Source organism: Pseudomonas sp. SMSB3, assembly GCF_052041965.1.
Lineage (GTDB): Bacteria > Pseudomonadota > Gammaproteobacteria > Pseudomonadales > Pseudomonadaceae > Aquipseudomonas.
In genome coordinates this window covers 295,001-317,738 of the sequence record NZ_JBKGGV010000004.1, presented here as the reverse complement: position 1 = coordinate 317,738, position 22,738 = coordinate 295,001, and the positions used below count along the sequence as shown (strand labels likewise).

At 61.1% G+C, this 22,738-nt stretch carries 23 protein-coding genes; 9 read left to right on the top strand and 14 right to left on the bottom strand.

What is annotated here, in order from left to right; all coding sequences use genetic code 11:
- Positions 1 to 44: 44 nt before the first annotated feature.
- The 4 genes from ACLEJW_RS10065 to ACLEJW_RS10050 all read right to left on the bottom strand — a co-directional run bounded on the left by ACLEJW_RS10065 (position 45) and on the right by ACLEJW_RS10050 (position 4,966).
- Positions 45 to 938 carry a PA4780 family RIO1-like protein kinase gene (locus ACLEJW_RS10065; protein ID WP_313295202.1) on the bottom strand — a complete coding sequence of 298 codons (894 nt, stop codon included), beginning with the start codon at positions 936 to 938 and terminating at the stop codon, positions 45 to 47.
- 121 nt (positions 939 to 1,059) lie between these two features.
- Positions 1,060 to 2,667: an aldehyde dehydrogenase (NADP(+)) gene (locus ACLEJW_RS10060; protein WP_313456680.1), complete on the bottom strand. Its 1,608-nt coding sequence runs from the start codon at positions 2,665 to 2,667 to the stop codon at positions 1,060 to 1,062.
- Positions 2,664 to 3,653, bottom strand: coding sequence for an AraD1 family protein (araD1, locus tag ACLEJW_RS10055; RefSeq protein ID WP_313295207.1), 990 nt, complete (start codon positions 3,651 to 3,653; stop codon positions 2,664 to 2,666). The genes ACLEJW_RS10060 and araD1 overlap by 4 nt, the downstream gene beginning before the upstream one ends.
- Positions 3,644 to 4,966 carry an MFS transporter gene (locus ACLEJW_RS10050; protein ID WP_313456676.1) on the bottom strand — a complete coding sequence of 441 codons (1,323 nt, stop codon included), beginning with the start codon at positions 4,964 to 4,966 and terminating at the stop codon, positions 3,644 to 3,646. The genes araD1 and ACLEJW_RS10050 overlap by 10 nt, the downstream gene beginning before the upstream one ends.
- A 185-nt stretch (positions 4,967 to 5,151) precedes the next feature.
- Here ACLEJW_RS10050 and ACLEJW_RS10045 point away from each other — a divergent pair, with 185 nt between their 5' ends.
- On the top strand, positions 5,152 to 6,885 hold the full coding sequence (locus ACLEJW_RS10045) for an IlvD/Edd family dehydratase (protein ID WP_313295211.1): 1,734 nt from the start codon (positions 5,152 to 5,154) through the stop codon (positions 6,883 to 6,885).
- Between the two features lie 106 nt (positions 6,886 to 6,991).
- Entirely contained in the window at positions 6,992 to 7,714 is a 723-nt protein-coding gene (locus tag ACLEJW_RS10040; protein ID WP_440777483.1) for a FadR/GntR family transcriptional regulator, read from the top strand.
- A 29-nt stretch (positions 7,715 to 7,743) separates the two neighbouring features.
- On the opposite strand, the gene ACLEJW_RS10035 is transcribed toward ACLEJW_RS10040, so the two are convergent.
- Complete coding sequence (locus ACLEJW_RS10035) at positions 7,744 to 8,244, bottom strand: hypothetical protein (protein WP_313295214.1); 501 nt, start codon at positions 8,242 to 8,244, stop codon at positions 7,744 to 7,746.
- A 1,179-nt stretch (positions 8,245 to 9,423) separates the two neighbouring features.
- Between ACLEJW_RS10035 and ACLEJW_RS10030 the strand changes: the two genes are divergently transcribed.
- Complete coding sequence (locus ACLEJW_RS10030) at positions 9,424 to 9,600, top strand: hypothetical protein (RefSeq protein WP_313295216.1); 177 nt, start codon at positions 9,424 to 9,426, stop codon at positions 9,598 to 9,600.
- Positions 9,601 to 10,035: 435 nt separating this feature from the next.
- Here the strand turns inward: ACLEJW_RS10030 and ACLEJW_RS10025 are convergent, their stop codons facing one another.
- Together ACLEJW_RS10025 and ACLEJW_RS10020 are read right to left on the bottom strand one after the other, a co-directional pair.
- Positions 10,036 to 10,176 carry a DUF7660 family protein gene (locus ACLEJW_RS10025; protein ID WP_440777482.1) on the bottom strand — a complete coding sequence of 47 codons (141 nt, stop codon included), beginning with the start codon at positions 10,174 to 10,176 and terminating at the stop codon, positions 10,036 to 10,038.
- Positions 10,177 to 11,431: 1,255 nt separating this feature from the next.
- Positions 11,432 to 11,923 (bottom strand): immunity 8 family protein, encoded by a 492-nt coding sequence (locus ACLEJW_RS10020; RefSeq protein ID WP_440777481.1) that lies wholly within the window; start codon positions 11,921 to 11,923, stop codon positions 11,432 to 11,434.
- Between ACLEJW_RS10020 and ACLEJW_RS10015 the strand changes: the two genes are divergently transcribed.
- Positions 11,883 to 12,014 carry an endonuclease V gene (locus ACLEJW_RS10015; RefSeq protein ID WP_409520936.1) on the top strand — a complete coding sequence of 44 codons (132 nt, stop codon included), beginning with the start codon at positions 11,883 to 11,885 and terminating at the stop codon, positions 12,012 to 12,014. The two genes, ACLEJW_RS10020 and ACLEJW_RS10015, sit on opposite strands and share 41 nt — an antisense overlap.
- Before the next feature lie 153 nt (positions 12,015 to 12,167).
- Here ACLEJW_RS10015 and ACLEJW_RS10010 read toward each other — a convergent pair whose 3' ends face one another.
- From ACLEJW_RS10010 to codA, 4 genes are all read right to left on the bottom strand, one after another.
- A complete protein-coding gene (locus ACLEJW_RS10010) occupies positions 12,168 to 12,416 on the bottom strand; it encodes a hypothetical protein (RefSeq protein WP_440777480.1) in 249 nt (82 codons plus the stop codon).
- A 248-nt stretch (positions 12,417 to 12,664) separates the two neighbouring features.
- Positions 12,665 to 12,997 carry a hypothetical protein gene (locus ACLEJW_RS10005; RefSeq protein WP_313295330.1) on the bottom strand — a complete coding sequence of 111 codons (333 nt, stop codon included), beginning with the start codon at positions 12,995 to 12,997 and terminating at the stop codon, positions 12,665 to 12,667.
- A 59-nt stretch (positions 12,998 to 13,056) separates the two neighbouring features.
- A complete protein-coding gene (locus ACLEJW_RS10000; RefSeq protein ID WP_409520651.1) occupies positions 13,057 to 13,455 on the bottom strand; it encodes a transposase in 399 nt (132 codons plus the stop codon).
- A gap of 94 nt (positions 13,456 to 13,549) precedes the next feature.
- Entirely contained in the window at positions 13,550 to 14,791 is a 1,242-nt protein-coding gene (codA, locus tag ACLEJW_RS09995) for a cytosine deaminase (protein WP_313295223.1), read from the bottom strand.
- Positions 14,792 to 14,935: 144 nt separating this feature from the next.
- Here codA and ACLEJW_RS09990 point away from each other — a divergent pair, with 144 nt between their 5' ends.
- Positions 14,936 to 15,187 (top strand): hypothetical protein, encoded by a 252-nt coding sequence (locus ACLEJW_RS09990; RefSeq protein WP_145183025.1) that lies wholly within the window; start codon positions 14,936 to 14,938, stop codon positions 15,185 to 15,187.
- Positions 15,188 to 15,310: 123 nt separating this feature from the next.
- Positions 15,311 to 16,030 (top strand): TorF family putative porin, encoded by a 720-nt coding sequence (locus tag ACLEJW_RS09985; protein ID WP_313295228.1) that lies wholly within the window; start codon positions 15,311 to 15,313, stop codon positions 16,028 to 16,030.
- Positions 16,031 to 16,066: 36 nt separating this feature from the next.
- Here the strand turns inward: ACLEJW_RS09985 and ACLEJW_RS09980 are convergent, their stop codons facing one another.
- The 3 genes from ACLEJW_RS09980 to pobA all read right to left on the bottom strand — a co-directional run bounded on the left by ACLEJW_RS09980 (position 16,067) and on the right by pobA (position 20,073).
- On the bottom strand, positions 16,067 to 16,948 hold the full coding sequence (locus tag ACLEJW_RS09980; protein WP_145183019.1) for a LysR substrate-binding domain-containing protein: 882 nt from the start codon (positions 16,946 to 16,948) through the stop codon (positions 16,067 to 16,069).
- A gap of 71 nt (positions 16,949 to 17,019) precedes the next feature.
- Positions 17,020 to 18,816 carry a gamma-glutamyltransferase gene (gene ggt, locus ACLEJW_RS09975; protein WP_440777479.1) on the bottom strand — a complete coding sequence of 599 codons (1,797 nt, stop codon included), beginning with the start codon at positions 18,814 to 18,816 and terminating at the stop codon, positions 17,020 to 17,022.
- Between the two features lie 69 nt (positions 18,817 to 18,885).
- Positions 18,886 to 20,073, bottom strand: coding sequence for a 4-hydroxybenzoate 3-monooxygenase (pobA, locus tag ACLEJW_RS09970; protein WP_145183013.1), 1,188 nt, complete (start codon positions 20,071 to 20,073; stop codon positions 18,886 to 18,888).
- A 125-nt stretch (positions 20,074 to 20,198) separates the two neighbouring features.
- Here pobA and ACLEJW_RS09965 point away from each other — a divergent pair, with 125 nt between their 5' ends.
- From ACLEJW_RS09965 to ACLEJW_RS09955, 3 genes are all read left to right on the top strand, one after another.
- Positions 20,199 to 21,077 carry a helix-turn-helix domain-containing protein gene (locus ACLEJW_RS09965; RefSeq protein ID WP_145183010.1) on the top strand — a complete coding sequence of 293 codons (879 nt, stop codon included), beginning with the start codon at positions 20,199 to 20,201 and terminating at the stop codon, positions 21,075 to 21,077.
- 73 nt (positions 21,078 to 21,150) lie between these two features.
- Positions 21,151 to 21,549 (top strand): MerR family transcriptional regulator, encoded by a 399-nt coding sequence (locus tag ACLEJW_RS09960; RefSeq protein ID WP_313295240.1) that lies wholly within the window; start codon positions 21,151 to 21,153, stop codon positions 21,547 to 21,549.
- A gap of 14 nt (positions 21,550 to 21,563) precedes the next feature.
- The gene (locus ACLEJW_RS09955; RefSeq protein ID WP_440777478.1) at positions 21,564 to 22,463 is read left to right on the top strand and encodes a hydroxymethylglutaryl-CoA lyase; all 900 of its coding nucleotides are present in this window, start codon (positions 21,564 to 21,566) and stop codon (positions 22,461 to 22,463) included.
- Positions 22,464 to 22,738: the final 275 nt, after the last annotated feature.

The following is a 22,738-nucleotide window of genomic DNA, read 5'->3' as shown; positions in this document are numbered from 1 at the left end:
CAGACGCAAGAAGGCCTTTGCAAAACGCCACCGTCCTCACCGCCTCACTGCAACCACGGCGGCGTCGGTTCCTCGGCTTTGCCTGACCCATGCTCGGCCTCATCACGCGCGGCCCTGCGGCGTGCTTCGTCGCGCAGGGTGGCGTCGATCTCGCGCATCACACCGGCGACGTCGGCGGCCTGGGCGTCATCCTCGAACTGGCCGGTCAGTGGGCTGTCCGCACGCAACTCGCCGGCTTCGTACAGCGCCCACATTTCATCGGCAAAGCGAGTGGTCTTGAGTTCGGGTGCGAAGCGGCCGAAATAATGCGCCATGTTCGCCACGTCGCGCTGCAACATGCTGAACGCGTGGTTATTGCCCGCCGCGTCCACTGCTTGCGGCAGGTCGATGATCACCGGGCCGTCAGGGCCGAGCAGCACATTGAATTCGGACAGGTCACCGTGCACCAGGCCTGCGCACAGCATCAGCACGATCTGGCGGATGACGAAGGCGTGGTACTCGCGCGCTTGATCGGCATCCAGGTGCACGTCATTCAGGCGCGGGGCCGCATCGCCGTCGGCGTCGGTGACCAGCTCCATCAGCAGCACACCGTCCTGGAAGTCATAGGGTTTGGGTACGCGCACGCCGGCATTGGCCAGACGGAACAACGCCGCCACTTCGGCGTTCTGCCAGGCATCTTCGGCCTCTTTGCGGCCGTACTTGCTGCCTTTGGCCATGGCCCGGGCCTGGCGGCTGTTGCGCACCTTGCGCCCTTCCTGATACTCGGCTGCCTGGCGGAAGCTGCGTTTGTTGGCCTCTTTGTAGACCTTGGCGCAGCGCACCTGGGCACCGCAGCGCACCACGTAGACGGCCGCTTCCTTGCCGCTCATCAGGGGCCTTAGTACTTCGTCGACCAGGCCATCTTCGATCAGTGGTTCGATTCGTTTTGGTGTCTTCATCAGGCTGCGTTCGGGGTCCTGGCTGGGGTGGTGGACATCCTCTCACAGGTGCGCAGGAGTTGCTCGTTTGTCTGCAGCGGCCCTTGCGCAATCGCGCCTTGTCGCACAAGGGCCGCCAGCGTCAGGCCAGCGCCTGGCGAGTATGCTCGCCGTTGACCAGGCGCAACAGGCCCAGCGGATTGCCATCGCGCAAGGCCGGCGGCAGCAGCGCATCGGGGTAGTTCTGGTAGCACACAGGCCGCAGGAAGCGGTCGATGGCCAACGTGCCCACCGAGGTGCCACGCGCGTCCGAGGTAGCCGGGTACGGCCCACCGTGCACCATCGCCTCGCTGACTTCGACACCGGTCGGGTAGCCATTGACCAGCAACCGCCCCGCCTTGCGTTCAAGCACCGGCACCAGCGCCGCGAACTGCTCGAGGTCGGCGGGCTCGGCGATCAGCGTCGCCGTGAGCTGGCCGTGCAGCGCCTCGAGGGCCAGGCGCAGTTGCTGTTCATCCGCAACTTCGACCAGTACCGTGGTCGGCCCGAACACTTCTTCTTGCAGCAGTGCGTCGCCTTCGAGCAACAGGTGCACATCGGCCTGGAACACCTGCGCATGGGCCTGTTCGCCGCTCTGCTGCGCACCGGCCAGATGGCGGATGCCCGGATGCTGGTGCAAATGCGCCAGGCCCGTGGCGTAGCTGCGCAGGGTACCGGCGTTGAGCATGGTCTGGGCCGGCTGATCAGCCATGCGGGCGCACAAGGCGGTAACGAAGGCTGACCATGCCGGACTGGCGATACCGAGCACCAAGCCTGGATTGGTGCAGAACTGCCCGCAACCGAGCACCACCGACGCCGCCAGCTCGCTGGCCACCTGCTCGCCCCTGCCCTGCAACGCAGCCGGCAGGACCACCACCGGATTGATGCTGCTCATCTCGGCGAACACCGGTATCGGCTGCGCACGCGCGGCGGCCAGGTCACACAAGGCGCGCCCGCCCTTGAGCGAGCCGGTGAAGCCTACCGCCTGAATGGCCGGATGCCGCACCAGCGCTTCACCGACCCCGGCACCAAAGATCATGTTGAACACACCTGCCGGCATGCCGGTAGAGAGCACAGCACGTTCAATCGCCTCGCCCACATATTCGGCGGTCGCCATGTGGCCGCTGTGCGCCTTGACCACCACCGGGCAACCGGCGGCCAGAGCCGCAGCGGTATCACCTCCGGCGGTGGAGAACGCCAGCGGGAAATTGCTCGCGCCAAACACCGCCACCGGACCGACGCCGGTGCGGTACTGGCGCAGGTCCGGGCGTGGCAGCGGCTGACGCTGGGGCAGCGCCGTATCGATGCGTGCGCCCAGGTAGTCGCCGCGGCGCAGCACCAGGGCAAACAACCGCAGCTGGTTGCTGGTGCGGCTGCGCTCACCTTGAATACGCGCGGCGGGCAAGGCGGTCTCGCGGCATACCGTGTCGATGAAGGCACTGTCGAGCGCATCGAGCTCGGCCGCGATGGCGTCGAGGAACTGGGCACGGCGCTCTGGCGCCAGGCTGTGATATTCAACGAACGCCTGCTCGGCAGCGCGGGCGGCAGCATCGACCTCTTCGGGCGTTGCCTGGGTGAACTGGATGGGCAGTGCCTCTGCGGTGTGCGCATCGAGGCTCTGCAGCCGCACGCTGCCGGTGGCACTGCGGCGGCCACCAATGAAATTGCTTCCCGACATGGCTGTCTCCTGTGGCGAGGTTTGAAGGTTCATAGGCTTTTCACCTGGCCGGGGCGCAGGGCCTGCTCGGCAGCGACGATGCCGTTGCGCAGGGGCTGACCGAAGGCATCTAGGCTGACTTCGAAAGTGTCCCCAGGCCGCGCCTGAATGCCGTCGGCGAACGACAGCGTTGCGGTGCCGAAATAATGCACGTGCACATCGCCAGGGCGCAGGAACTGGGGGTACTTGAAATGATGAAACTCAAGGTTCTCGAAGCTGTGACACATGTTCTGCTCGCCGGACAGAAACGGCTTGCTCCATAGCGCCTGGCCGTCGCGCAGGATGCGGCTACGGCCCTCCAAGTGCGCCGGCAGCGCGCCCAGGCGCAGCTCCGGACCGAAGCTGCAGGCACGCAACTTGGAATGGGCCAGGTAGAGGTAATTACGCCGTTCCATCACATGGTCGGAAAACTCGTTGCCCAGGGCATAGCCCAGTCGAAACGGCGTGCCACATGGGCCGATCACGTACAGGCCCACCAGCTCAGGCTCCTCACCGGCGTCTTCGGCAAACGCTGGCAGCGGCAGGTCGGCACCTGGGCGCACGACGATGCCGCCATCGCCTTTGTAAAACCACTCCGGCTGTGCGCCCTGCTCGCCCGCAGCGGGACGCCCGCCTTCAAGGCCCCACTGGAACATGCGCATGCTGTCGGTGACTGCTCCGTCGACCTGTTGCTGGTGCATCTTGTCGCGGGTGGCGGCGCTGCCCAGGTGCGTCAAGCCAGTGCCGGTGACCAGGCAATGGGCCGGGTCGGCATGGTCCAGTGGCGGCAGTACCCGCCCCGCGGCCAGCAAGGCGAGGTAATCGTGCACCTCCCCGAGGCCCGCCACTTGCACCTGAGCCGCCAGTTCACGCCCGGCGGCGATGGCCTGCAGCGCCAGTTCGCGGGTCGTGTCGACGCCGCAGATTTCCAGGGCGCGCTCGCCCTCCACCACGCCGACCCGGCGCTGACCGGCGGCGGTTTCGAATTGGATCAATCGCATGCTTGAGCTCGCTTGTCGGTTGCAATGTTATCGGATGCCAGGCGCTGACGGCGCTCCAGGCGGTTGTAGACGACCCCGGTCAGCACCAGCCCGAACATCATCACGACAGCCAGGAAGTACAAACCCGAGGACAGCTGCCCGGTGTGCTCCTTGAGCGCGCCGATGCCGAACGGACCCAGGTAACCACCGAGGTTGCCGATCGAGTTGATCAGGGCGATGCCGGCTGCTGCGCTGGCGCCGGAAAAGAAGCGTCCGGGCAAGGTCCAGAAGATGGCGGTGCAGGAAAACAGCGCGAAGGCGACCAGGCACAGGGCTGCCAGTTGCAACGCCGGCACGCTCAGCCAGGCGCTGAGGAACAGGCCCAGCGCACCCAGGGCATAGAGCAGCGCCAGATGCCCATAGCGGTCGTTGAGGCGGTCGGAGCTGCGCGGGATGATCAGCAGCCCGATGATGCCGAACAGGTACGGTACTGCGGACACGAACCCGGTGATCAGGTCACTGCCGCCAAACTGGTGGATCAGTGTGGGCAACCACAGGCCCAGGCCGTAGATGCTCAGGGTCACCGGCAGGTAGAACAATGCGAGCAACAGCACCCGACCATCCTTCAAGGCGTGCAGCGGGTTGCCGTGCCGGGTCTGGCCGAACTCGCGCAGGTCGTTGGCCAGCTGCGCTTGCAGCCAACTGCGTTGCGCGTCGGTCAGCCACCGCACCTTGTCCGGCCCGTCAGGCAGCAGGCGCAAGGTCGGCCAGGCCAGCAGCACGGCAGGGGTACCGATGCAGATGAACAGCCACTGCCAGCCATGCAGCCCAAGGTTGCCATCAAGGCCCAGCAAAGCCCCGGACAGCGGCCCGGTGACCAGCATCGCCAACGGCTGCGAAAGAATGAAGAAGCCCAGGATCTTGCCGCGATGACGCACCGGGTACCACTGGGTGATGTAGTACAGCACGCCGGGGAAGAAGCCCGCTTCGGCGGCGCCGAGCAAGAAGCGCATGACATAGAAGCCGTTAGGGCCAGTGACGAACGCCATACCGATGGTGATCGCACCCCAGGTCAGCAGAATGCGGGCGAACCAGCGGCGCGCGCCGAAGCGGTCGAGCATCAGGTTGCTGGGCACCTCGAAAAAAAAGTAGCCGATGAAGAAAAGCCCGGCACCCATGCCATAGGCCGCATCGCCGAGACCGATATCGGCCCCCATGTGCAGCTTGGCAAAGCCCACGGCCGAGCGATCGACATAGGCCACCAGGTACAGCAGGACCAGGAAGGGGATGAGTTTAAGCGTGATCAGGCGGACGAGCCGCTGCTCCTGAATCATGGCGAAGTCTCCGATTGTTCTTGTAGTGGGGACAGCACATGGCTGGGGTCTCCACGGGGGAGCTCCAGCGCGGTGGCCAGATCATATAGTAATACTATTTAAAACGACAACCCTTCACACCGGCGCTTTTTGTAGTTACATTTGGCCCATAACGACAATTAGTAATACTAATAAAGGTGACTGCTATGTCTGATCCCAAACGCCCCCTGCGCTCGGCCCAATGGTTCGGTACCGCCGACAAGAACGGTTTCATGTACCGCAGCTGGATGAAGAACCAAGGCATTCCGGACCATGAGTTCCAGGGCAAGCCGATCATTGGCATCTGCAACACCTGGTCCGAGCTGACCCCGTGCAACGCGCACTTTCGCAAGATCGCCGAGCACGTGAAAAAAGGCGTGCTCGAAGCCGGCGGTTTTCCCGTGGAGTTCCCGGTGTTCTCCAGCGGCGAGTCCAACCTGCGCCCCACCGCCATGCTGACGCGCAACCTGGCCAGCATGGATGTCGAGGAAGCCATTCGCGGCAACCCGGTCGATGCCGTGGTATTGCTCACCGGCTGCGACAAGACCACGCCGGCGCTGCTGATGGGGGCGGCGAGCTGTGACGTGCCGGCGATCGTGGTCACCGGTGGGCCGATGCTCAACGGCAAGCACAAGGGCCGCGACATCGGTGCCGGGACCATCGTCTGGCAGATGCACGAGGCGTACAAAGCCGGGCAGATCGACCTGAACGAATTTCTCTCGGCCGAAGCTGGCATGTCGCGTTCGGCCGGTACCTGCAACACCATGGGCACCGCCTCCACCATGGCCTGCATGGCCGAGGCGCTGGGTACCTCGTTGCCACACAACGCGGCGATCCCGGCGGTGGATGCGCGCCGTTACGTATTGGCGCACCTGTCCGGCATGCGCATCGTCGAAATGGCCTTCGAAGACCTGCGCTTGTCGAAAATCCTCACCCGCGAAGCGTTCGAAAACGCCATCCGGGTCAACGCCGCCATCGGCGGCTCGACCAACGCGGTGATCCACCTCAAGGCGATTGCCGGGCGCATCGGCGTCGACCTGCAGCTCGAAGACTGGACTCGGGTCGGTCGCGGCACACCGACCTTGGTCGACCTGCAGCCATCCGGGCGCTTCCTGATGGAAGAGTTCTATTACGCAGGCGGCCTGCCTGCGGTGATTCGCCGGCTGGGCGAGCACGCCCTGCTGCCCCACCCCGTGGCACTCACCGCCAACGGCAAGAGCCTGTGGGACAACTGCCAAGCTGCACCCTTGTACAACCAAGAGGTGATCCGGCCGATCGACCAGCCGCTGGTGGAAGACGGCGGGATTTGCATCCTGCGCGGTAACCTGGCGCCCAAGGGCGCGGTGCTCAAACCCTCGGCCGCCACCCCGGCGCTGATGCGTCACCGTGGCCGTGCCGTGGTGTTCGAGAACTTCGAGGACTACAAAGCCCGCATCAATGACCCGGACCTGGACGTCGATGCCAACTCGGTGCTGGTGATGAAGTACTGCGGGCCGAAGGGCTACCCCGGCATGGCCGAGGTCGGCAACATGGGCTTGCCCGCCAAGCTGCTGGCCCAAGGCGTCACCGACATGGTTCGGCTGTCCGATGCGCGCATGAGCGGCACCGCCTACGGCACCGTGGTGCTGCATGTGGCGCCGGAAGCTGCCGCCGGCGGCCCGCTGGCGGCAGTGCGCGAAGGCGACTGGATCGAACTCGACTGCCAAACGGGGCGCCTGCACCTTGAGGTCAGCGATGAGGAACTGGCCGGCCGCCTGGCCGACCTGCAAGCGCCGCCGCAGTTGATCAGCGGCGGCTACGCCAAGCTGTACCTCGACCACGTCATGCAGGCCGATGAAGGGTGCGATTTCGACTTTCTGGTCGGCTGCCGCGGTTCGGCTGTGCCCAAGCACTCGCATTGAGCGCCTCAGCGCCCTGCTTCGCCCGCCCCGGCAGGCGAAGCGGTCGCCCCGCCAGGCAGTGATGCTATGATGCCGATCCCGCTCCGATGGACCGCCAACGCCGCACATGAATTACCGCCAACCCACCAAGCGCAAGAGCATGCATGCCACGTTGGTCCAGGACCTGGGCCTGCAGATCGTCTCCGGGCAGCTGCAGCCCGGGCAAAAGCTGCCTGCCGAAGCCAGCTTGTGTGAAGCCTACGCGATCAGCCGGCCGGTGTTCCGCGAGGCCATGCGCGCCCTGACCGCCAAAGGCCTGATCGAGGCTCGCCCACGCGTCGGCACTTTGGTGCGTCCGCGCCATGACTGGCACATGCTCGACCCCGATGTGCTGCATTGGCTGATGCAGGCCACCCCGCAGCAGGAATTTTTCCACACCCTCTCCAGCGTGCGCTGGGTCATCGAGCCAGCCGCCGCCGCGCTCGCGGCGACCAATGCCAGCCCTGCCGACGTCGAGTCGATCAGCGAGGCCTACCAGCGCATGGAAGCCGCTCGCAGCCATGAAGAGCGCCTGCTGCCAGACCTGGATTTCCATGCCCGCATCGCCGATGCCACGCACAACGACCTGCTCGCCTATCTGTGCAACATGTTGTCGCTGGCGCTGCGTGAATCGGTGCGCTACTCCAACCAGCGCCCCAATTTCGACGAGTTGGCCCTGCCCCGGCACAAGGCCATTCTGACCGCCATCCAGAACGGTGACGCCCTCGGCGCGCGGCATGCGGCGCTGGTGCAACTGGAAGATGCGCGGGTGGCGTTGAGCAAGGTGCTGGGGCAGGATCCGATTGGGTAGCTGCTTTTACAGGGCTGAACGGCGCGGCGTCAGGGCGCGACGACTGCGCTCAGCGGTCCACGACTTGAAGGGTGCGAACCTGTGTGGGCAAGGCAGGAAATAGGAACGCCAATAGTAGCCTGGCCGGCTGCCGCTTTTGCACCGACTATCACGTCACCAGAGTCTAGATAAATCGAATAGGACTCATAGTCGCCACCGCAATCAGCCTGAATTACAATTTTGTCGCATGAATCAAATGAAATCTGAAGTGAAGCCCCTTCAACCTCCTCAACAAGCACAACCTCTTTCAACAAGAGATCTAACAACGGCGCGCTGGTAGATGAGTCTGTAAATTCTCTCTTTCCTGATATATCACCAACCTGATAAGTTAAGCCTGCCTTGACACAAATAGAAACCTTATAGGGAGGGACACCAGGAGCAATCTGCGGTCGTGAAAAATCCAGCCTTGTGAGGTGCGCACCATAACAAATCATTTCCAGATAACACTCGGAAAGCAGCATAAAACCAAAATCATCTGGCAATTTGTACATGTACCCGCTATTAATCCATGATTTCAACGACGAACAGGTGGTAAAGAATTCGGCGAGGGTGGAAAATGTGTACCCCCTGCTCTATGCCAGATTTACCTGTTGCTGGATTCAACGGTTGTTTTCCGGAGTTTTGCCAACACCAGGATCCGTTCTCGTATCTTGGAACAGGTGAGCAGCCGGGTGACATGACTTTAATGAGTTCTCCTTTCGCTGGATCGGTACCAGCTGGAAAGTAGATTCCACCGCCATTTCGCCCCGATCGACTGACCACTCTGGGTATGTTCTCGGCTTTAGTTTGACACTAAAAAAGCCTTCTCAGTAAGCGCCTGATCCTCGATCTGCTCGTCGTTACAACGGAAATCTTGCGATCAACTAAAACTTCACCATCCACACCATCGAATTCAACCAACCTCCTTGATCCATTCGCCATCGTTCCTTCTAGCGCGGGAGCTCGGCCAGACTGGGTTGCGGCATTGGAGCGAGCACCGGTCGCTGAATCAATAGAACAAAAACTCCATGACCATCAATTGTAATCTCCATAGCTACTACTTCCATAATCCAATAGGGGAGACGGTTTTACAGTAATTCGTGGTTATATATAGTAGCCCATCGTTTGTATACAGCAATCGCGTGCTAGGCTAATTGCTGCGAGACATAGTGCTATTCAAGCCAATATCAGCTTCAAACCACGTCCCACCTGCGCTCGACGGAAGAACATTCGTCGCATCAAGAAAAATATCCCCACCTATCTGCACGCTCGGAACACTGTTATTCAAAGCCTTTCCAGGCTGCCAACTTTGCTGCATTGCTCGAGCTTAATTCACGTAGTTGGCAGGAAGCCAGTTCGGCTTCGGGGATGGGGGCCATTCGGTATCTTCTCAAACCTTGTCGAGTATCTCACAAGGGATTACTGGCTCCATATAGATATTTTCGTCAACCCTCATCAGAACCAGAGGTGACAATGCCAAGCATCGACTACCATCAAGGCTTGTTCTAGATGAGCTCTACTGAACGCCTCTTTCAGCTACGCAAACAACACAGCCTGACCCAGCAGCAAATGGCTGACACCGTGGGAATCCATATCACCTAGGTAAAACGCTACGAATCGGGCGAGGCTCAACCGTTGTTGGAGATTCCTAAAAAGCTCGCCACCACGTTTACCGTGACCACCGACTGCTGGTGTTCGAGCAAGGCGAGCGCGAGCCACAAGACGAGCTGAAGCTAAAGTTCGTGGCGCAGATGGACGAGTACGAACGCCGCTCGATACTGGCCCTGCTCGATGCCATGATCTTTAAGCACCAGACCAAGCGTTTCTTCGTTCCACAGGCCGAAAACAGCAAGACCGCAGGCCACTAAAGAATGCGGCTAGAGAAAAGGCACTGTGGCATGGGTGTGGCCTCATGTCATCAGGTAGTGCGGGGCATGCAGCCAACAGCGTTGCCGCATGAGGCCACGCTGTTGGCTGATAAACCACCGCAACCCAGTAAATCCGGGGCTTGGCAGCACCGGCAAGGTGCGTATGGTGTAGAGCCCGATGAACAGCAGTTAAGGACAATACAAAGCCCCGAATACACACCAGATTTAAGGGCCAAATCGGCCAGAGGATCGGTTATCGACAATCGCTTGCCTTATTGAGGCGTGGGCTTTATCACTACAGACAATATGCAGACTGTTTGCAGACAAATTACTGACAGCCTCAGCAGTTATTTCTTGGCGCTGACCGCAGATAAAACAACACCGGAGCTAGGCCGGTGTTTTCAACGTGGCATAATTAAACAGCCGGCACTCCGATCACTCGTAGACTTTCGCAGCGTACAGTATTTTTGCAAACGTGCTCCAACTTGGATGGACCACATCACTATCTCCAGTGTTCTTTGCATAGATATCCATTGATCTAATCCAAGCCGCCATTGCAAACAGAAATCGCTCCAAATCAGCGTTTTCCTATTCGTCGGGAGAAACGGTCAGGTCCTCACCCAGGTCTTCGATGAAACTTGCCAGCTCTTCTTTTGTTTGTATCGCAACCACTCGATCAAGATTCATAAGCCCTCACTTACAGACGCCAGGAACGCAAATAATTGATCTATCATTCGGCGTAGTCATTTTCCAACATTTTGGCAACTTCTGCTGGCGTTGCTGGCCCAATCTTGATTGGGACACCGGCTTGTGACGCGGCAAGCGAACGGCAATTGTCCAATCTGTAACTCACTTCATTTTTCTCAAACACCCGAATAGGCGTCAAGTCGCCTGGGGATATTTTCCCAGTTCTTAAGCCATCAATTGTGGCTTGGAGCGTTTTGCCATCCTCGAATGTGTTTGAAACACTGTCCTGCGTAAACCGAATGTCCTACGGGCTTGCATACCCAGTTAAGTTATGAGGCAACGACGATGGGAGCTTACTTCCAGCAGTCCCTGTCGCTTTTGTACCAATGGAGCTACCACCCATCGCCGCACTCAGCGATGTCGAGCCTAGCATGGAAAGGAATCCACTACCATCTCCTCCTCAAGCGCACTCAACTCACTCGCAATGACATTCTTCGCATCTTGATTGCTAGTGCTAGTGACATACCCGATGACAACAGAAGCGCCATAACCTCCCTGCCCCGATGCATCTTTCGCCAACGCTCGAAGCTTCGGCTCACCGGCACTAGGCTTCGCGGAAAGTTCTTCGCACTGCCCTGGGTTATTGCGGCTCACATCGGCCATTGCTTATTGCGCGTCTCATCCAGTAGAGCATACCACTCTCGTAGAACATTGACGCATCCAGCATCCGCGCAGGCTTTCTCTTCAACGCGCTGGGCCCGGGCTTCTTCATGGGTCAGGTAGTCATTGCGTCGAGTAGTTCGCCACCCAGGCGTCCATCTGTGCGCGGTCGCCGTGGCCGCTAACCGCAGCAGCCATCACACCTAAAAATTAGATACTTACCATACCGTTTTGGAGAACTGTTTGATCAGCAGCAGGAAACTATTGATGCGTACACGCGAGCCTGCGCCAAATGGTTACAGCAACTTGAAGCCAGCGAGCAGCGATCTACAAGCCAACAAAAATCCCTCGCGCAAATGCTTCATGCCTTGATCGCCATGTCCACGACCAAAGCCAGCGACTAAGGAAAGGAGATTTCGCGCTGAGCAGATCTAAACATTACCGGCGCGGGGACGGTGGCAGTTATGCATGCATATCTTGTTAGCTATGGTTCGTAATCTTCGAATTCCCACACCCCAATACGAGACAGTTTTTGGGCTAGATCCCAAAAATCTGTCCCCGAGCAACCATCAACGTAGTTTGAAATTTCTTTGACTATCAGATCCTTGTCGTATTCAAAAACGATCAACATATGTCGACCCCACACAGCCCTCTGGAAATAATACTTGTTTTGAATCCAGTCGGGAGTACATACAGGTATCTGAAACAGATGCCCGCCCTCTTGATCGTCAGGTCCAATTTGAACTGTCAGCCATATCCCAAAATTTTTTTCGTCATCGGGCCAGTATTGATCAAAATCAATGGCATCGTTAAGGTCGATTGTTTTTAGGCCTGCCTTCATTAGTTCGTAACACTCAAGTGGCCATTTCTTTGCGTGCAGAAGCTTTTTCGTTTCGCGCACTGCCTTCGATTTCAGCGCTTTTAGCGAACGGGAAGTGCCGCCCCCCGACCTGATCATCTGCGACGGGCAAGGCATCGCCCACCCTCGCCGGTTCGGTCTGGCATCGCTTGCTCTCCAGCGCGATCACACTCCGACTCAACACAGCCCACGCCGCCTCCGGAAATAAAGTCACTGCGATAAGCATCTATATAGCGGCCACAGGCGAATCGCTCGCCCGATACAAGCCTTCGCTTGTGAAATTCTAATGCCGCGCCAGCGTAGAGCGTATTTTGAAATGTCCATGTCCCATCCCGCTCTACTAATGCCGTTTTTTTGATAATCATTTGTTGTTGGTCCCGGTGATAACATCCATAAGCACACCTGGATAACGGGTCAGTACACTGTTCACGGCCCCAGCCTGCGCGTGCAATCCTGGAATAACGTTTTGCACGTCATACCGCTTTCCTGCGCCAACAAGCCCCACGATCATCTGTCCAACCTGACGTGTCAGTGGCGTTCCTGCATTAGCATACAGCTCACTGACCTCTGTCATGAACAAGTCCGTGTTAGTCACTGTGAAGTATTCCATGGCCTCACCGAATCGTTCGATGCCCGGAAAATTCGGTACTCTCGCGTTGATGTTGGTGAACGCGTTACTTATTTAATCCCGGCCTGGCCCCCCCCTGCCCTGGATAACGCCACCCCAGCAATGTCCCAGCCTTGATGTGAGCTGGGCCTTTCCCGTGACAACGGACGCTAAGAAGCCAGCTACACAGCTTGCTGCTCCAATCACTTCGCATAATTATTAGGTGAACGATAACCCAACGCTGAGTGCAGTCAGCTGCTGTCATAGAACCCATGCACGTAGCTAGCAATCCCCAGCTGAGCATGTCTTTTGGTGGAGTAGATCACACAGGTTTCCTCCCTTTTCAGCGTAGCTAAAAAGCTCTCAGCCACTGCGTTTTCCCAGCAATTTCCTCTACGACTCATGCTTTGCTGGACATCTTCTGAATGCGATTTCTGACGCAAGGCTGCGACCAGTCGAGGTCGGCTATTGTCGTTTCGACTGGCTGCTATAACGCTGCGTAAATTAATGCGAACTTGATCGTCAAGGTCGGAGCGAAGCCGACGATCTGTGAAATCGTAGAAGCCTGAAACCGAGACTTCCATCACCTGGCACCACACTCGCACCGGGTGTTGAGTCCTCTCAGCAGCGACGAAGGCGTATCTCACCTGGAGTCTTTGGCAAAGAATACCGCCGCCTTTTTTAGGATTTCCCCCTCCATTTTCAGTTCTGCGACCTCGGCACGCAGGCGGGCAAGTTCGCTGTCTTCCTTGGTAGCGGGTTTGCGCTCGGGTGAGTTCAATGGCTTGCCTCTGCGAACGGCATCTACCCAGTTGTCAAAGGTTTTGACGGTATCCGGAGCCGCTGGGACGGGAGCCGGTGACGATTGCTGGCCTGGGAGATCGCGCAGGTCGTCAAGGCGGCGCTGCTGCTCTTGAAGCAAACGGTCTTGGCGATCGCGGATCAGATCTTGCTCACCCGGCGTAGCCGCCAAGCTGGCGTCAGCTGCGCACAGCCCGACGGTCACAAGGCACAACCTCATCACGAGGTGGTGATACTGCATTGAACTCCCTGCTATGTCATTGTGCCATCATTGGCGGCGCCATCCTAGAGTGATGAAAAACTGACATCAACAAAATCACGCCTCAACGCCACCCTCAGCCCAACCGCTCGACCTGCGCCGGCGTACGGCGCATCAGCACCTGGCCATTGCGCACCGATACCAGCGCATGGCCCTGACTACGCACCATCTCGTAGTCATCCGGCGCCGAGAGCAGCAGCAGATTGGCCGGGCGGCCCACTTCGATGCCATAACGCTCGCCCAGATTGAGCGTGCGGGCGCTGTTGTCGGTGATCAGGTCCAGGCAGCGCTGCAGGTCTTCGTAACCGAGCATGTGGCAGATGTGCAACCCGGCTTCGAGGATGCGCAGGATATTGCCGTTGCCCAAGGGGTACCACGGGTCGACGATCGAGTCCTGACCGAAGCATACATTCATCCCGGCGCGGTCGATTTCGGCGACGCGGGTCAGGCCGCGACGCTTGGGGTAGCCGTCATAGCGCCCTTGCAGGTGAATGCTTTCGGTCGGGCAGGACACGAAGTTGATTCCCGACATTTTCAGCAGGCGGAACAGCTTGTAGCAGTAGGCGTTGTCGTAGGAGCCCATGGCCACGGTATGGCTGGCGGTGACGCGCGCGCCCATGCCGCGCACCCGCGCCTCCTCGGCCAGCACTTCGAGAAAGCGCGACTGCGGATCGTCGGTTTCATCGCAGTGCACATCGACCAGGCAGCCGGTGCGCTCGGCCAGGTCCATCAGGAACTTGATCGACGACACGCCTTGATCGCGGGTGTTCTCAAAATGCGGGATGCCGCCGACCACATCGGCGCCCATGGCCACCGCTTCGGTCATCAAGGCGCGGCCATTGGCAAAGGACTCGATGCCTTCCTGGGGAAACGCGACGATCTGCACGTCGACCCAATCGCGCACCTGCTCGCGCACGTCGACCATGGCCTTGAGTGCGGTGAGGCTGGGATCGGTCACATCGACGTGGGTGCGTACGTGCTGGATGCCATGGTCCACCAGCATGCCGATGGTTTTGGTAGCACGTGCCTTGATGTCCTCGTGGGTGGTCAGTTGCTTGCGTTCGGCCCAGCGTTCAATGCCTTCGAACAAGGTGCCGCTCATGTTCCAGTTAGGCTCGCCGGCCGTCAGCGTGGCGTCCAGGTGAATGTGCGGCTCGACGAACGGCGGCACCACCAGGTTCTGCCGGGCATCGAGGTCGCCAGGTGCACCAGGCGCCGCGCCATCGCCCTGGGCCACGATGGCGGCGATGCGCTGGCCCTGCACCTCGATGCGGTACAGCCCTGGCTTGCCCCGCAGGCGGGCATTGATGATGTTCATGGCGTTGCTCCTTGGCTGTTGTTCTCAGGCTCGCCCAGGGGGTAGCAGGCTCGATAGTCACTATCGACAGCACCAATTTCTAAGCGAGGCGGGCAATCAATATTCTAGCTCCATCGAAACATACACCCTTTCTGGAGCTTCCCGATGACCGCCACGGCCCGCTTGCTGCTCGCTGCCCTGACCGCTACCGCCCTTGCCGTGCTCACCGGTTGCGCCAACCACCCCGAATTGCGCCCCTACACCGCGCAAGAAACCCGCCAATTGCAGCTGGAGTCGCTGCAGCGGCGCGGGCTGTCACTGGATCAATATGAATTGCACAAACGCGTGATCGAGCGCTCGGGCAGTCAGCAAGTGGTCACCGAATCGGCCGAAGCCGACCTGGCCATCAAAGGCTGAACAACCGCGTCGGCGCCTGGCGGCTAGCGCCAACGGTCGCGTGGCGACCGGCACAGGTAGCGCCGCGGTGGCCGACGCAGGTATGCTCGAGCGCTCAAGAGCAAGCCTTCCAGGACGGTGACCATGACCAGGCCACTGCTGATGCTGACTGCGGCCCTCCTTTGCAGCCCGGCACTGCATGCGCAGCAAATCCAACGTCAACTTGGCGATTTCGATTTCAAACTCGGCACCACGCCCTCGCGCAGCATGGCGCAGGGCTTGATCTCGCCGAGTGCGGTCGGCGCCTTTCATGGCGGCCTTGACCTGAGCCACCCCAGCGGCTGGTACATCGGCCAATATGCCCCAAGCATGGGCATGACGCCCGATTCGACCCTGCGCCTGGACAGTTACCTCGGCTACAAGCACCACTTCGACAGCACCCTGGGCTATGAAGTCGGCTTGATTCATTACAGCCAGCCCAAGCTCACGGATGCAGACAGCTACGCACTGTATGGCGGTATTTCAGTGCTGGGCAGCCGCTTCGGCGGCGCCTGGCGCGACAATCCCGACAACCGCACCGGCACCCTCTTCGCCGACTTCGGCCGGCTGCCGCTGTTTGACGTCGACCTCACCGTCAAGGTCGCTCACCACAGCCTAGGCACACCGTTCACCATCGGCGATGGCAGCCGCGTGAGTGGCTTCTCTGACTGGTCGCTGGAGCTGTCACGGCCCTGGTTGGGCCTGGATCTCAACCTGATCTACAGCAACTCAGACCTCAGCGGCGGCGGCTGCGATGCCTACGCCGGGATCAATGCCTACTGCGAGAGCGTGGTTACGCTCAAGGCCCAGCGCAATTTCTTCTGATGCGCTGCAGCCTGGAAGCGCGCAAGCGCATGCCGGCTAGATCCCGCCACCTGCCAGCAACTCGGTCATCACCCCGGCCAGCGCCTTGACCATCGCATCGGCGGTCGGCTTGTGCACGATCACGATCTCGTAGCTGTTCACCTCCGGCAAGCCCTGCTGCGCGCCTAGCACCCGGTGTTCGCCGCTGGCCGCGCGCGGCGGCAGCAGGCTGATGCCCATGCCATCGGCGACCGCCGCCTGGATGCCGCTGAGGCTGGAGCTGGTGAAGCTGATGCGCCAGCGCCGGCCCATGCCTTCGATGGCGCTGATCATGTCTTCGCGGTAAAGGCCTCGCGGTGGGAACGTCACCAGCGGGACTGGGTCGAGCTCGAAGGCCGGGAGTCGCGCGCTGTCGATCCACTGCAAGCGTTCAGGCCAGCAGGCCACGCCCTCGCGGCTGTTGCGCCGTTGCTTGAGCAGCACCAGGTCAAGCTCACCATTGTCGAAGGCCTGGCTCAGGTCACGGCACAGGCCACTGGTGACTTCCAGCTTGACTTGCGGATGCTGGCGGCTGAATGCCGACAGTGCATTGGTGGTGCGCCCGCCGACAAAGTCCTCAGGGACGCCCAAACGTACGGTGACGCCGACCATGGCGCCGGCCAGGGCTTCGAGCATTTGGTCGTTCAGCGCCAGCATGTGGCGGGCATAGCCGAGCAGTGTCTGCCCGGCGTCGGTGGGCAATACATCGCGATTGCCGCGCACCAGCAGGCGGTGGCCGACCATGTCTTCGAGCCTGCGAACTTTCTGGCTGATGGTGGACTGGGTCGAATGCAGCCGGGCCGCCGCGGTAGTGAAGCTGCCGCAGTCGGCCACGACGACGATCGCGCGCAGCAGGTCGAGGTCGAACAGAGCTCTATTCGATTTAACGCTGGTGGACATCTGGGTATTCATCTTTCGAATGGCGAGCGCGACTTCTACCATGGCGCTGTTGGCCCGGCAACGTGCGTTCGCTAATCGCCGAGCGCCACGCCTTCACGCCTTGGATCGGCACCGCCCTCCCAGCCCTGCTCGGTACGCTGAATGATCTGCATGCCACTGGTCATCACCATGGGCGTGACCGGGTGTCCGCGCGCTGCCAGCTGACGCATCAGCGCAGGGCTGATCAACCCCGTCTCCACTTCCGTGCCGGCGTTGCGGCTGCCGAAGTTGGGCAGGTTGGCCGCTTGCTGGGGGTCCAGCCGCCAGTCCAGCAGCGCGACCAGCGCCTTGTTCACATAACCGATGATCTGTGACCCTCCCGGTGACCCGAGGCTGGCCAGCAACTCGCCGGAGCTGCGCGAGAACACCAGCGTCGGTGCCATCGCGGAAAGCGGACGCTTGCCGGGCTGGACCCGATTGGCCACAGGCCGGCCGTTTTCCTCAGGCAGGAACGAGAAGTCCGTCAGGTGGTTGTTGAGCAAGAAGCCGCCGACCATCACATGCGCACCAAAGGCTGATTCAACCGACGTGGTCATGGCCAAGGCCTGGCCCTGGTCATCGACGGCGGACAGGTGCGAGGTGGCAATGCGCAGCGGCGAGCGGTCCGGGGCCATGGCCAGATCTGCACCGGGCGGTGTGCCAGGGCTGGCGCGTTGCATGCTGCGCGCGCCGACTTGCCGGGCACGCTCAGCCAGGTAAGCCGGATCGAGCAGGGCCTTGACCGGCACTGCTACGTAGTCGCTGTCGGCCAGGTACTGAGCGCGGTCGGCGTAGACCAGGCGTTCGGCTTCGGCGATCAGGTGCACCGCCTGCGGCGCAGGCTCGAACCCCGCCGGCGAGGTAATCGGCTGAGGCGCCAGCTTGGCCAGATCATGCGCGGGCGACTGGCGCTGCAAGGCCTCTAGTATGCCCAAGGTTTGCAACACGCTGACCCCACCCGAAGAGGGCGGCGGCATGCCGCAGATGTTCCAGCGCTTGTAGGCGGCGCATACCGGCGTGCGCACCTTGGCCTCGTACTGCTGCAGGTCGTCGAGCGACAGCTGCCCTGGGTTGGCGTGGGCGTGCACCGCCGCCACCACGGCGCTGGCGATCTCGCCTTGATAAAACGCCTGTGCGCCCTGCTCGGCGATGTGTTCGAAGGTAGCGGCAAGCGCGGGATTGCGCAGCAGCGTGCCAACGGCCAACGGCGCCCCTTGCTCGTCCAGAAAGTAGCCAGCCATTACCGGCGCGCTGGCGATGAAGCGGTCTTGCGCAATCAGGGTGTGCAGGCGTTGCGACACGGGAAAGCCTTCACGGGCCAGCTTGATCGCTGGCTCGAACAATACCCTCCACGGCAGCTTGCCGTGCTGCTCATGGGCCAGCTCCAAGGCCCGCAACACGCCCGGCACGCCGACCGATCGCCCGCCGATCTGGGCGTCGCGAAAGGCCATGGGCGAGCCATCGGGCTGCAAGAACAAGCGCTCGCTGACCCTAGCCGGTGCCGCTTCGCGGCCGTCATAGGCCTGAATCTGCTGGCCGTCCCAGTACAGAATGAAAGCGCCGCCGCCGATCCCGCTGGACTGCGGCTCGACCAGCGTCAGCACCATCTGCATGGCGATCGCCGCATCGATGGCGCTGCCACCGGCACGCAACATGGCCCGTCCGGCCTGGCTGGCCAGAGGGTTGGCAGCCGCAACCATGTGCCGTTTGCCCTGCACTGGCAGCAGGCCGCTGCGGTAGCCCGACTGCGACTCAGGCGCGATGGCTAGCCCTGGCCCGTCGGCCCAGGCCGGCAGCGCGGCGGCGCCCAGGCAGAGAATAAAGATGGACGCGGCAGCGTAGCGGAGCATCGGCGGCTTCCTTGCGCGGGGTGGCAGCTGTGGGTCGCCTGCACGAGCGCTTCGCGCCCTGGCGGCGCGCTACAGCACTTGCTCGTACGGCAACCCAACGTAGTTCTCGGCAATGTTGGCCAAACCGGCGGGCGAGGACAAGAAATACTCGCGATCGGCCTCCTGCATCTTCTGGTCCCAGGCATCCTTGTGTTCGCCGAAGTCGTGCAGCAACTGGGTCATGAACCAGCTGAAGCGCTCGCCCTTCCACACCCGTCGCAAGGCCATCGGCGAGTACTGTTGCAACAGGTCGGTGCGCCCTTCGCGGTAGACCTTGACCAGGATCCGGTACAGATAGTTGACGTCAGAGGCCGCCAGGTTGAGCCCTTTGGCACCTGTAGGCGGCACGATGTGGGCAGCATCGCCGACCAGGAACAGCTGGCCGTACTGCATCGGCTCGACCACCAGGCTGCGCAGCGGGGCAATGCTCTTTTCCAGCGCCGGGCCGGTCACCAGGCGCTGCGCCACATCAGCGGGCAGGCGCGCCTTGAGCTCTGCCCAGAAACGCGCATCCGGCCAATCCTCCACCTGTTCGCCCAACGGCACCTGCAGGTAATAGCGGCTGCGGGTCTGCGAGCGTTGGCTGCACAGGGAAAAGCCGCGCGCATGATGGGCGTAGATCAGTTCATGGTTGACCGGTGGCGTGTCCGACAACAGGCCGAGCCAGCCGAATGGGTAGACCCGCTCGTAGGTCTGCAGCACCCCGGCCGGAATGCTCTGCCGCGACACGCCATGGAAGCCGTCGCACCCGGCAATGTAGTCGCAGTCCAGGCGCCGGCGTTGGCCGGCGTGCTCGAAGGTCACGTACGGTTTGCCGCCCTTGAGCTCATGCAACTGCACATCGCTGACGTCATGCAGGATCGCTGCGCCATTGGCGGCGCGCGCTTGCATCAGGTCGCGGGTGACTTCGGTCTGGCCGTAGACCATCACCGTCTTGCCGCCGGTCAGCCCCTTGAGGTCCAGGCGCTGCCGGCGCTCGCCCAGCACCAGCTCTACCCCGTCATGAACCAGGCCTTCACGGTCCATGCGCTCGGCGACACCCGCTTCGCGCAGCAGATCGACCGTGCCTTGTTCGAGCACGCCCGCACGAATGCGGCCCAGCACATAGTCAGCGCTCTGGCGCTCGAGAATGACAGTGTCAATGCCAGCGTTGTGCAGCAACTGGCCGAGCAGCAGCCCGGACGGACCTGCGCCAATGATTGCAACCTGAGTGTTCATTGTTGTTATCTCGTGGGTGTTCGTGCTTGCATTTTTACTGACGACACAGGCCCAATTACTGCGCTTTTTCCGGTTAAACCTGCACTTTTACAAAAATGGTTCGATTAACGGACAGGCCAACCTCCATGAAATCCATTCTAGGCAAGGTGCCGCTGTTTCAGCTCTACGGCGAAAACCACCCCTGGCCGGGCACGGACCTGCTGCATTGCGAGCCCATTCATGCGCGCAGTCGCCCGCATCGCTGGGAAATCAAGCCGCATCAGCACGCCGAGCTGTTTCAACTGCTGCACGTGCAACGCGGGCAGGCCGAGGTGGAAATCGAAGGCGTGCGCAGCACCGTCGCCGAGGCGGCCATCCAGGTGGTGCCGCCACTCACGGTGCATGGTTTTCGCTTCAGCGAAGATATCCAGGGGCATGTCCTGACGTTTGGCGCAGCGCTGGTGGCCGAGCTTGAACAGCGGCTGGGGGCGCCGCTTGGCGTGTTGGCAAAGGCTGCCTGCTATCCGCTGGGCCAGGACCGAGCGCGCCTGCGCGCATTGGTCGAAACCTTGCAGCATGAGTACCAGGGCACCGCGCCGGCACGGGCGACGCTGCTCGAATCACTGATGACCGCACTGATGGTGTGGATCAGTCGCCGCCAGCAGTCAGGTCAGGCACCGCGGACCCGCGATGAGCGCGACCGGCAGGTGCTCGGCGCCTACCTGCGCCTGGTCGAGGCGCATTACCGTGAGCACCTGTCGGTCGAGGCCTTGGCCGGGCGCCTGAACGTCTCGAGCCTGCAACTCAACCAACTATGCCGCACCCTCACCGGGCAAAGCGCCTTGCAGGTCGTGCATCAGCGCCTGCTGCTCGAAGCCCGGCGCAACCTGGCCTACAGCCGCATGAGCATCGGTCAGCTTTCCGATAGCCTGGGCTTCAGCGACCCGACCTACTTCGCCCGATTCTTCAAGCGCATGAGCGGGCAGACGCCCAATGCCTACCGACGTTCGGTGCAAGCCCGATAAGCGCCGCCGCTGACTTGACGTATACGTCAAGCTGGCTTCAGGATACCGTCATCCATACCCCTCGAGCCCGCGCATGAGCAGCCAGACCTACAGCATCTCCGACCTTTCCCGCGAGCTGGACATCACCACCCGCGCTATCCGCTTTTACGAAGAACAGGGCTTGCTCAGCCCGGAGCGACGGGGCCTGGAACGTATCTACTCGGCTCGTGACAAAGTCAGCCTGAAGCTCATCCTGCGCGGCAAGCGCATCGGCTTCTCACTGGCAGAATGCCGCGAGCTGATCGAGCTGTACGATCCCAGCAGCGGTAACATCAAGCAACTCAACAGCATGCTCGCCAAGATTGCCGAGCGGCGCACTCAGCTCGAGCAGCAGATGCTCGACATCCACCAGATGCAGCTGGAACTCGACACCGCCCAGGAACGCTGCGAGCAAGCCTTGGCGGCCACCTTGAACACTCCAGACAAACGCTGACAGGAAGCTTATCCATGCCCATCCCCACCACTGTGCGCGTAGTCGAAGTCGGCCCGCGCGACGGCCTGCAGAACGAAGCCCAACCGATCAGCGTCGCCGACAAGGTGTGCCTGGTCGATGCGTTGGCCGACGCCGGGCTGCGCTATATCGAAGTCGGCAGTTTCGTCTCGCCCAAATGGGTGCCGCAAATGGCCGGCTCTGCCGAGGTGTTCGCCGCCATCGCGCAGCAGCCCGGGGTCACCTACGCGGCGCTGGCGCCCAACATGCGTGGCTTTGAAGCTGCAGTGGCCGCCGGGGTCAAGGAAGTGGCGGTGTTCGCCGCCGCAACCGAGGCGTTCTCGCAGCGCAACATCAACTGTTCCATCAGCGAGAGCCTGCAGCGCTTCGAACCGATCATGGAGGCTGCCCAGCGCCACGACGTGCGCGTGCGCGGTTATGTGTCGTGCGTGCTGGGCTGCCCCTACGAAGGCAGTGTCAGTGCCGAGCAAGTCGCCCCTGTAGCCAGCGCCCTGTATCAGCTGGGCTGTTACGAGGTGTCGCTGGGCGACACGCTGGGCACTGGAACGCCCGGGGCTACTCGACGGCTCTTCGAAACCGTGGCCGATGTGATTCCGCGCAAGCAATTGGCCGGGCACTTCCATGACACCTACGGCCAGGCACTGGCCAACGTCTATGCCAGCCTGCTCGAAGGCATCAGTGTGTTCGACAGTTCCGTGGCGGGCTTGGGCGGCTGTCCCTATGCCAAGGGTGCAACGGGCAACGTGGCTACCGAGGATCTCGTGTACCTATTGCAGGGCCTAGGCGTCGAAACCGGCATCGACCTCGAACGCTTGATTGCTGCCGGCCAGCGCATCAGCGATGTCCTGGGCCGGGTCAACGGCTCGCGTGTGGCCCAAGCACGTCGGGCACAATGAATTTCATTAAGGTGTCACATGAGTGTGGGTGAGTGTTACCGGCCCCACATCGCGGGGAGAAATATCGGGTAACAGGGAAACAGATAAACCGTCGCGCTGCCTCGTGAACACCTACCAATTTTCATAAATCATTGATTTATAGAGCTTTTCAAAAGTTGGCACGGCACCTGCTATATCTTTGGTACAAGAACAAGAAAAACGCGAAACCAATAAAAACAACAGGCAACGGCTCTGACATAACAAGAACAACACGGCAGAGGCGCAGCAAGCAGATT